Raw genomic sequence first — 10,685 nt, 5'->3', positions numbered from 1 at the left:
GTGAGTACTTCATACGAGAAGCTCGTCGAGGCGCTACGGAAGTCGCTCGAAGAGGTCGGCTCGCTGAAGAAGCGGAACCGCCAACTCGTCAGCGCCTCCAGCGAGCCTGTGGCGATCGTGGGTATGGCGTGCCGGCTGCCCGGTGGTGTCGACAGCCCCGAGGGGCTCTGGAACCTGGTCAGCGAGGGCCGTGACGGCGTCTCGGCCTTCCCCACCGACCGGGGGTGGGACCTCGACGGGCTGTTCGACGAGGACCCGGAGAACCGTGGCACCTCCTACGTGGACCAGGGCGGCTTCCTGCACCGGGCCGGGCTGTTCGACGGGGGCTTCTTCGGGATCTCGCCGCGTGAGGCGCTGGCGATGGACCCGCAGCAGCGGCTGCTGCTGGAGACGTCCTGGGAGGCGCTGGAGCGGGCCGGCATCGACCCGGCCACGTTGAAGGGCACCGATGTCGGGGTGTTCAACGGCATCATGGGCGTCGACTACTTCGCCGGCGGGAGCGTGCCGCCCGAGCTGGAGGGCTTCACGGGGACGGGAGCGGCCGCCAGTGTGGCGTCGGGCCGGATCTCCTACGTGTTCGGCTTCGAGGGCCCGGCGGTCACGCTCGACACCGCCTGTTCGTCCTCGCTGGTGGCGATCCACCTGGCGGCCCAGGCGCTGCGCCGCGGTGAGTGCTCGATGGCGCTGGCCGGCGGCGCGACCGTGATGGCCACGCCCGGTCTCTTCATCGACTTCTCGCGCCAGCGCGGCCTGGCGGCCGACGGCCGGTGCAAGGCCTACGCGGACGCGGCCGACGGTACCGGCTGGGCCGAGGGCGCGGGTGTGGTGGTGCTGGAGCGGCTCTCCGAGGCCCGCCGCAAGGGCCACCGGGTGCTCGCGGTGGTGCGTGGGTCGGCGGTGAACCAGGACGGCGCGTCCAACGGTCTGACCGCGCCCAACGGCCCCTCGCAGCAGCGGGTGATCCGCAAGGCGCTGGCGAACGCGGGTCTGACCACCGCCGATGTGGACGTGGTGGAGGGGCACGGCACCGGGACGGTGCTGGGTGACCCGATCGAGGCGCAGGCGCTGCTGGCCACCTACGGTCAGGACCGGCCCGTCGAGCGGCCGCTCCGGCTCGGGTCGTTGAAGTCGAACATCGGTCACACCCAGGCGGCGGCCGGTGTGTCGGGTGTGATCAAGATGGTGCAGGCGCTGCGGCACGGTGTCATGCCGCCCACCCTGCACGTGGACGCGCCGTCCTCGCAGGTGGACTGGTCGGCCGGTGCGGTGGAGCTGCTGACCGAGGCGCAGGAGTGGCCGGAGACCGGCCGCCCCCGCCGGGCGGGTGTGTCCGGGTTCGGTGTCAGCGGCACCAACGCGCACCTGATCCTGGAGCAGGCGCCGGAGGAGGAGCCGGTGGCGGTCGAGGTCACGCCCGACGCGGTGGTTCCGCTGGTCCTGTCGGCGGCTTCGGCGACGGCCCTGGCCGGCCAGGCCGGGCGGCTGGCGGCCTTCGTCGAGAGCGCCGAGGCGTCCGGGGCCGGGGCGCCGGTCGCGGTGGCGGGTGCGCTGATCGCCCAGCGGGCGGTGCTGGGCGAGCGCGCGGTCCTGGTGGCCGGTTCGCGCGAGGAGACGCTGGCGGGCCTTGCCGCGCTGGCGCGCGGCGAGTCCGCGCCCGCCGGGGCGACCGGCAGCGCTTCGCCGTCCGGCGGTCCGGGGAGGGTGGTCCTCGTCTTCCCGGGGCAGGGTTCGCAGCGGGTCGGTATGGGTCGCGAGCTGGCGGAGCGGTTCCCGGTGTTCGCCGAGGCGTTCGACGCGGTGTGTGCGGCGTTGGACGCGCGGTTGGCGGGCTGGGTGGAGTACTCGGTCAAGGATGTGGTGTTCGGTACGGCCGGGTCGCTCGATCAGACCGTCTACGCCCAGGCGGGTCTGTTCGCGGTGGAGACGGCGCTGTTCCGGCTGGTGGAGTCGTGGGGGGTGCGGCCGGACGCGGTGCTGGGTCACTCGATCGGTGAGCTCACGGCCGCGCATGTGGCGGGTGTGTTGTCGCTGGCGGATGCGGCGGCGGTGGTGGCCGCGCGTGGCCGGTTGATGCAGGCGCTGCCGGAGGGTGGTGCGATGGTGGCGGTGGCCGCCACGGAGGCGGAGGTCGCCGAACTCCTGGGTGACGGTGTGGATTTGGCGGCGGTGAACGGTCCGTCGTCGGTGGTGCTCTCCGGTGAGGAGGCGGCCGTGCTGAAGGCGGCCGAGAGTCTGCAGGCGCAGGGCCGCAAGGTCAAGCGGCTGACGGTCTCGCACGCCTTCCACTCGGCACTGATGGAGCCGATGCTGGCGGAGTTCGCCGCGGTGCTCGCCGAGGTCTCCTGGGGTGAGGCCCAGGTCCCGATCATCTCGAACGTCACCGGTCGTCCGGCCGAGTCGGGTCAACTGGCCGACCCGGCCTACTGGGTGGACCATGTCCGCCGCCCGGTCCGGTTCGCCGAGGGCATCGCGGCGGCGGCCGAGGTCGGTGACGCGGTCTTCGTCGAGCTCGGCCCGGGTGCCGCGCTCAGCGGCGTGGTGGACGAGACGCTCGACGGCCGTGCGGTGGCGGTGGCCGCGCTGCGCGACGGCCGCCCCGAGGCGCACACCCTGCTCGCGTCGGTCGCCGAACTCTTCGTCCGGGGCGTCGAGGTGGACTGGGTGAAGACCCTGCCCGCCGGCTTCACGGCCACCCATCTGGACCTGCCCACCTACGCCTTCGAGCACGAGCACTACTGGCTCCCGGCCACCCCGAGCCTCGACGCGGCCTCGCTCGGCCAGGGCAGGGCCGATCACCCGCTGCTCGGCGCGATCGTCCAACTCCCGCAGTCCGACGGCTTGGTGTTCACCTCGCGGCTGTCCCTGCGGACGCACGCCTGGTTGGCCGACCATGCCGTCGGCGGCGTCGTCCTGGTGCCGGGTACCGGTCTGGTGGAGCTGGCGGTGCGGGCCGGTGACGAGGTCGGCTGCGGTGCGCTGGACGAACTGGTCATCGAGGCACCGCTGGTGGTGCCCGAGCACGGCGGCCTGCGCGTCCAGGTCGCCGTCGGCGGCCCCGACGGAAACGGCGCCCGCACGGTGGAGGTGTACTCGGCCCGCGAGGACGCCGGGGACGCCGCGAACGGCACGGACGCCTGGGTCCGGCACGCCACGGGCACGCTGTTGCCGACGACGGCCGGCGCCGCCACGCCCGCGTTCGACTTCACCGCCTGGCCCCCGCCCGGCGCGCAGCCGGTGGACATCACCGGCGGCTACGACCTGCTCGCCCGGGCGGGTTACGCCTACGGCCGGTCGTTCCAGTGCGTGCGCGCGGTCTGGCGGCGCGGCGAGGAGGTCTTCGCCGAGGTCGCCGTGCCGGACGAACTCCGGGAGCAGGGTGCCCGCTTCGGTATCCACCCCGGTCTGCTCGACGCCGCGCTGCACTCCAGCATGCTGGACGCGGCGGCCGCGCTGAGCGGCGTCCGGCCGGACGGGGAGACGGACGGTGAGCCGGGCGAGGAGCCGGTGGTGCGCCTGCCGTTCGCCTGGAACGGGCTCGTCCTGCACGCGGCGGGCGCGTCCTCGGTCCGGGTTCGGGTGGCTCAGCCGGCGCCGGACGCCCTGTCGCTGGAGGCCGTCGACGACACCGGCGGGCTGGTCCTGACGCTGGACTCGCTGGTCTCGCGGGCGGTCTCCGCCGAGCAGTTGGAGGCGGCGGCCGGTGCGCCGGGCACCGATGCGCTGTTCCGGGTGGAGTGGGCCGAACTCGCCGCCCCGTCCGCGACGGAAGCCGGCCCGGCCCCGGCCCGGGTCGCCACCCCGGAGGACGTGGCGACCCTGTTCGCGGGTACGGAGGTCACCGAGGCGCCCGCGGCCGTCTGGCTGGAGGCGGTCACCGGCGGCGCCGGCGACACCCCGCTCGCCCTGACCCGGCGGGTGCTGGAGGTCGTCCAGGCCTGGCTGGCCGGCGCCGGCTGGGAGGGTTCCCGGCTGGTGGTCGTCACCCGGGGCGCGGTGCCCGCCGGCGGCGACGCCGCGGTCACCGACCCGGCGGGCAGTGCCGTCTGGGGTCTGCTCCGGGCGGCGCAGGCGGAGAACCCGGACCGGATCGTGCTGCTGGACACCGACACCGCGCCCGGCACGGACGTCGAGCCGCTGCTCGCCGCCGTGCTGGCGGTCGGGGAGCCGCAGGTCGCGGTGCGTGGTGCGGCGCTGTATGTGCCGCGGTTGGCGCGGGCGGCGGTCGTGCGGGGTGCGGAGCCGGTGCTGGATGCGGCGGGGACGGCGCTGATCACCGGTGGTACGGGGTCCTTGGGCGCGGTGTTGGCGCGGCACCTGGTCACCCGGCACGGTGTCCGCCATCTGGTGCTGACCAGTCGGCGCGGCCTGGAGGCGGAGGGTGCCCGGGAGTTGGTGGCCGAGCTGCGTGGGCTGGGCGCCGAGTCGGTGACGGTGCCGGCCTGCGACGTGACCGACCGGGACGCGGTGGCGGAACTGCTCGCCGCCGTCCAGCGAGACGGGCGCCGGCTGACCGCCGTGGTCCACGCGGCGGGTGTCTTCGACGGCGGTGTGATCGGCGAGGTCGACCGGGAGCGGCTGGAGCGCGTGTTCGCGCCCAAGGTGACCGCCACGCAGCACCTGGACGAGCTGACCCGCGAACTCGCCCCGGACCTCGACGCGTTCATCGCGTACTCGTCGGTCTCGGCGGTGTTCCTGGGTGCGGGCACGGGTGCCTACGCGGCGGCGAACGCCTTCATGGACGGCCTGATGGCCCGGCGCCGGGCGGCCGGTCTGCCGGCGCTGTCGCTGGCCTGGGGCCCGTGGGCGCAGACCGACGGCATGGGCGCCGACCTGGACGAGCTGTCCCGTAGCCGGATGAACCGGCGCGGCGGCGCCCAGCCGCTGACGGCGGCGGAGGGCATGGAGCTCTTCGACACCGCGCTGCACGGCGACCGGGCGCTGCTCGTGCCGGTCAAGCTCGACCTGCGGGCCCTGCGCGCGGCCGCCACGGCCGGTGCCGGGGTGCCGCCGCTGCTGCAGGGCCTGGTGCGTCCGGGCCGGCAGGCGGCGCGGTCCGCCGCGGCCGGTGGCGGCGGCGGGCTGGCCGCCCGGCTGGCCGGGCTGGCGGTCGCCGAGCGCGAGGCGCAGCTGCTGGAGCTGGTCCGTACGCACGTCGCGTCGGTGCTCGGCCACGCGGGTGCGGCGAACGTCGCGGCGGAGCGGGCGTTCAAGGACGCCGGCTTCGACTCGCTGACCTCGGTCGAACTGCGCAACCGCCTCCGTGAGGCCACCGGCCTGAACCTGCCCGCCACGGCCGTGTTCGACTACCCCACCCCGCTCGCCCTGGCCCGCTACCTGGACGGCGAGTTCGACGGGACGGCGGTCGCGGCGGGCCCGGCCGTCCCCGTGGCGGCCGTGCACGACCCGGCGGACCCGGTGGCGATCGTCGGCATGGCCTGCCGGCTCCCCGGCGGCGTGGCCACCCCGGAGGACCTGTGGCAGCTGGTCACCGAGGGGCGGGACGGCGTGTCGCTGTTCCCGTCCGACCGCGGCTGGGGCCTGGACGAGTTGTTCGACGCCGATCCGGAGAACGAGGGCACCTCCTACGTCAGCCAGGGCGGCTTCCTGCACGAGGCACCGCTGTTCGACCCGGCCTTCTTCGGGATCTCGCCCCGCGAGGCACTCGCCATGGACCCGCAGCAGCGGCTGCTGCTGGAGACCTCGTGGGAGGCCATGGAGCGGGCCGGCATCGATCCGGGTTCGCTGAAGGGCACCGACGTCGGGGTGTTCAACGGCATCATGGGCGTCGACTACTACGCCGGTGGCAACGTGCCGGCGGAGCTGGGCGGCTTCGCCCTGACCGGCGCCGGCGCGAGTGTGGCGTCGGGCCGGGTGTCGTACGTGTTCGGCTTCGAGGGCCCGGCGGTCACCGTGGACACGGCCTGCTCGTCGTCCCTGGTGGCGATCCACCTGGCCGCCCAGGCGCTGCGCCAGGGCGAGTGCTCGCTGGCGCTGGCCGGCGGTTCGACGGTGATGTCCAGCCCGAGCATGTTCATGGAGTTCTCGCGGCAGAAGGCGCTGGCGACGGACGGCCGGTGCAAGTCCTACGCGGACGCGGCGGACGGTACGGGGTGGGCCGAGGGCGCGGGTGTGGTGGTGCTGGAGCGGCTCTCCGAGGCGCGGCGCAACGGCCACCGGGTGCTCGCGGTGGTGCGCGGCAGCGCGGTGAACCAGGACGGCGCGTCCAACGGCCTCACCGCGCCCAACGGCCCCTCGCAGCAGCGGGTGATCCGCAAGGCCCTGGCCGCGGCCGGACTGTCGACCGCCGATGTCGACCTGGTGGAGGGGCACGGAACCGGGACGGTGCTGGGGGACCCGATCGAGGCGCAGGCACTGCTGGCCACCTACGGCCGCGGCCGCGACCCGGAGCGTCCGCTGTGGCTGGGCTCGCTGAAGTCCAACATCGGCCACGCGCAGGCGGCGGCCGGCGTCTCGGGTGTGATCAAGATGGTGCAGGCGCTGCGGCACGGCGTGATGCCCGCGACCCTGCACGTGGACGCGCCGTCCTCGCAGGTGGACTGGACGGCGGGCGCCGTCGAGCTGTTGACCGAGGCCCGCCCGTGGCCGGAGAGCGACCGGCCGCGCCGGGCCGGGGTCTCCTCCTTCGGCCTGAGCGGGACGAACGCGCACGTGATCCTTGAGCAAGTGCCCGAGGAGGAGCCGGTCGCGGTCGAGGCCGTGCCCGACGCGGTGGTGCCGCTGGTGGTGTCGGCGAAGAGCGCCGTCTCGCTGGCGGGCCAGGCCGGGCGGCTGACGGCCCTCGCGGGGGCGGTCGACCCGGCGGCACTGGCGGGCGCGCTGCGCTCCCGGCGGGCGCTGCTGTCCGAGCGCGCGGTGGTGGTGGCCGGCTCGTCGCAGGAGGCGTCGGCCGCGCTGGCCGCGCTGGCGCGCGGCGAGGGCAGCCCGGCGGTGGTGACCGGCAGCGCCGCGGCCTCGGGCGCGGGCCGGACGGTGCTGGTGTTCCCCGGCCAGGGTGCGCAGTGGGCCGGTATGGGCCGTGAACTGCTGGACTCCTCGCCGGTGTTCGCCGCGCGCATCGCGGAGTGCGCCCGGGCCCTGAGCCCGTGGGTGGACTGGTCTCTGGAGGAGGTGCTGCGCGGCGAGGCGCCCGCCGAGATCCTGGACCGCGCCGACGTGGTGCAGCCCGCGAGCTTCGCCGTGATGCTCGGTCTGGCGGCCGTCTGGGCCTCGGTGGGGGTGCGGCCGGACGCGGTGGTCGGCCACTCGCAGGGCGAGATCGCGGCGGCCTGCGTGGCCGGTGCGCTCTCGTTGGAGGACGCCGCCCGGATCGTGGCGGTGCGCAGCCAGGTGATCGGCGGGAGCCTCGCGGGGCGTGGTGGCATGGCGTCGGTGGCGCTCTCCGAGGCGGAGGCCGCGGCCCGGCTGGAGCGCTGGTCGGGCCGGCTGGAGGTCGCAGTGGTCAACGGTCCCCGGTCGGTCGTGGTCGCCGGTGATCTCGACGTGGTGGACGAGGCCGTCGAGGTGCTGGCCGCCGAGGGGGTGTGGGTGCGCCGGGTCGCGGTGGACTTCGCCTCCCACACCCGGCACGCCGAGGCCCTGGAGGAGACGCTGGCGGAGGCGTTCGCGGACATCCGCGGCCGGGCGCCGCAGATCCCGTTCTTCTCCACGGTGACAGGCGACTGGGTCCGCGAGGCCGGCGTCATCGACGGCGGCTACGTGTACCGGAACCTGCGCGGCCAGGTCCGCTTCGGTCCGGCCGTCGCCGCGCTGCTGGCCGAGGGCCACACGGTGTTCGTGGAGGCCAGCGCCCACCCGGTGCTGGTCCAGCCGATCAACGAGGTCGTGGACGAGACCGGGGCCGAGGCCCTGGTCACCGGCTCGCTGCGCCGGGAGGAGGGTGGCCTGCGCCGGCTGCTGACCTCGATGGCCGAACTCTTCGTCCGGGGCGTGGCCGTGGACTGGACCGGTGTCCTGCCGGCCGGCGCCGGCGCCGCCGAGGTGGACCTGCCGACCTACGCCTTCGACCACCAGCACTACTGGCTCGAAAGGACCGCGGCCGCCACCGACGCGACCTCCCTGGGCCTGGCGGGTGTCGACCATCCGCTGATCGGCGCGGTGGTGGAGGTGCCGGAGACGGGCGGGGTGCTGTGCACCTCCCGGCTGTCGCTGCGCACCCACCCCTGGCTGGCCGATCACGCCGTCGGCGACGTCGTCCTGCTGCCCGGTACCGGTCTGGTGGAGCTGGCGGTGCGGGCCGGTGACGAGGTCGGCTGCGGCACGCTGGACGAGCTGGTGATCGAGGCCCCGCTGATCCTGCCCGCGCAGGGAGGTGTCCGGGTGCAGGTCACCGTCGGCGGCCCCGACGAGAGCGGCTCCCGCACGGTGGCCGTCTACTCGACCCCCGAGGAGGCCGTCGGCGAGCCGTGGACCCGCCACGCCACCGGCGTCCTCACCGCCACGGCGAGGGCCGCCGGCTCCCGGTTCGACTTCACGGCCTGGCCACCGCCCGGCGCGGAGCGGGTGGAGATCGGCCCGGAGGAGTTCTACGCCGGGCTGCTGGAGCACGACTACGTCTACGGGCCGGTGTTCCGCGGCCTGCGGGCGGCGTGGCGGCGCGGCGACGAGGTGTTCGCCGAGATCGCCCTGCCGGAGGACCAGCGGGGCGCCGCCGCCGGGTTCGGCATCCACCCGGCGCTGCTGGACGCCGCCCTGCACGCGAAGGCGTTCCTGAGTACGGGCGACGGCCGCACGATGCTGCCGTTCGCCTGGAACGGGCTGGTCCTGCACGCCGCGGGCGCCTCGTCGCTGCGGGTTCGGGTGGCTCAGCCGGCGCCGGACGCCCTGTCGCTGGAGGCGGTGGACGAGACCGGCGGCGCGGTCCTGACGGCGGACTCGCTGGTGTTCCGGCCGGTGTCCGCCGAGCAGTTGGGCGCGGCGGCGGGCCGTACGGGCGGTGACTCGCTGTTCGCGGTGGACTGGACGGAGGTGCCGCGGGCCGGGGGCGCCGCCTCGCCGTCCTGGGTGCGGCTGTCCACCGCCGAGGAGGTGGCCACGCTCGCGGAGGACGCGCTGTCCGGGGCGGACGTCCCGGAGACGGCGATCCTGGAGGCGGTCACCGGCGGTGACGCGGACAGTCCGTTGGACGTGACGGACCGGGTGCTGGAGGTCGTCCAGACCTGGCTGGCCGGCGCCGGGCTGGAGGAGACCCGGCTGGTGGTCGTCACCCGGGGCGCGGTGCCCGCCGGTGGTGACGCCACGGTGGCGGACCCGGCCGGGTCCGCCGTCTGGGGCCTGGTCCGGGCGGCGCAGGCGGAGAACCCGGACCGGATCGTGCTGCTGGACACCGACGCCTCCGATCCGGTGGACGTCGAGTCGTTGCTGGGCCCGGTGCTGGCGGTCGGGGAGCCGCAGGTCGCGGTGCGTGGTGCGGCGCTGTACGTGCCGCGGCTGGCGCGGGCGGCGGTCGTGCGGGGTGCGGAGCCGGTGCTGGATGCGGCGGGGACGGTGCTGATCACCGGTGGTACGGGGTCGCTGGGCGCGGTGTTGGCGCGGCACCTGGTCACCCGGCACGGCGTGCGCCGTCTGGTGCTGACCAGTCGGCGCGGCCTGGAGGCGGAGGGTGCCCGGGAGCTGGTGGCCGAGCTGCGCGGGCTGGGCGCCGAGTCGGTGACGGTGCCGGCCTGCGACGTGACCGACCGGGAGGCGGTGGCGGAACTGCTGGCCGCCGTCCAGCGCGACGGGCGCCGGCTGACCGCCGTGCTGCACGCCGCCGGCCTGTTCGACGCGGGGGTGATCGGTGAGGTCGACCGGGAGCGGCTGGAGCGGGTGTTCGCGGCGAAGGTGACCGCGACGCAGCACCTGGACGAGCTGACCCGCAAGCTGGCGCCGGAGGTGGACGCGTTCGTGGTCTACTCCTCGGTGTCGGCGGTGTTCCTGGGTGCGGGCACGGGTGCCTACGCGGCGGCGAACGCCTTCATGGACGGGCTGATGGCCCGGCGCCGGGCGGCCGGTCTGCCGGCGCTGTCGCTGGCCTGGGGTCTGTGGGAGCAGGACTCCGGCATGGCGGCCGGCACCGACGACCTGACCCGCAGCCGGCTGAACCGGCGGGGCGGCCTGCTGGGGATGACGCCGGCCGAGGGCATGGAGCTGTTCGACACCGCGTTGCGCGCTGACCGGGCGCTGCTGGTGCCGGCCAAGCTCGATCTGCGGGCCCTGCGCGCCGACGCCGCGGCCGGGCGCGAGGCTCCGCCGCTGCTGCGTGGGCTGGTGCGGGCGAGCCGGCAGCTGGCCCGGGCCGCGGTCTCCGGTGACGAGCGGCGCCGGCTGGCCGAGCAGCTGACCGGGCTGCCCACGGCGGAGCGGACGGCGGTCCTGCTGGACGTCGTCCGCGCCCAGGTGGCTCTCGTCCTCGGGTACGGCGCCTCGCACCACATCGACGTGGACCAGGGGCTCTTCGAGATCGGCTTCGACTCGCTGACCGCGCTCGAACTGCGTAACCGGCTGGGTGAACTGATGGGCCGAAAGCTCTCGGCAGGACTTGTTTTCGATCATCCGACGCCGGGGATGATTGTCGCGCACATGCAAGATCGCATGTTCGGCGAGGACGCGGGGGGCGTCGCGGCCCTCTCGCTCTGAGTCGTCACGACGGACCGGCGGCCCGGTGACCGGCCGCCCGACCACCCACC

General features: G+C 75.2%; 1 protein-coding gene. It reads left to right on the top strand.

What is annotated here, in order from left to right; all coding sequences use genetic code 11:
* The gene (locus AB0J08_RS07665; protein ID WP_360628507.1) at positions 1-10,635 is read left to right on the top strand and encodes a type I polyketide synthase; all 10,635 of its coding nucleotides are present in this window, start codon (positions 1-3) and stop codon (positions 10,633-10,635) included.
* Positions 10,636-10,685: the final 50 nt, after the last annotated feature.

Origin of the sequence: Kitasatospora sp. NPDC050463, from assembly GCF_040655255.1 — a bacterium.
Classification (GTDB): Bacteria; Actinomycetota; Actinomycetes; order Streptomycetales; family Streptomycetaceae; genus Kitasatospora.
The sequence above is the reverse complement of the archived record's forward strand: the minus strand, read 5'-3'. Positions and strand labels throughout refer to the sequence as shown.